The 280-nt window shown below is 32.1% G+C and carries 1 protein-coding gene; it reads right to left on the reverse strand.

Annotated elements, in window-relative coordinates; genetic code table 11:
- Positions 1–280 (reverse strand): HupE/UreJ family protein (locus AAEZ18_RS18685; RefSeq protein ID WP_352255886.1); only part of this gene is annotated, 280 nt, incomplete at both ends.

Genomic DNA, 280 nt, shown 5'->3' on the forward strand with positions numbered 1-280 from the left:
GTTTAATAATTTGTTTTTTTGAGCTAATACCTTGCCATTGTTTTTCGGTGCGGGTAAGTACGCAGGTAAGTAATAAGGCGATTAAAAATAAAATATGATCAATACCAATCCAAATATGCAATATTCCTTGATATACATATTGATTAAAGGTGCTTAAGTAGCTTGATTGGCTAAAATTAAATGTTTGTTTTGCGTTAGCTGCGCTAAACACTCGCGATAAATTATTAATATTTACAATGGCTTTGTGGTTACCATCGGTATTAAAAAAGGCGCTGTAATG

It is taken from the genome of Pseudoalteromonas sp. 19-MNA-CIBAN-0066 (assembly GCF_040308705.1).
GTDB lineage: Bacteria > Pseudomonadota > Gammaproteobacteria > Enterobacterales > Alteromonadaceae > Pseudoalteromonas > Pseudoalteromonas nigrifaciens.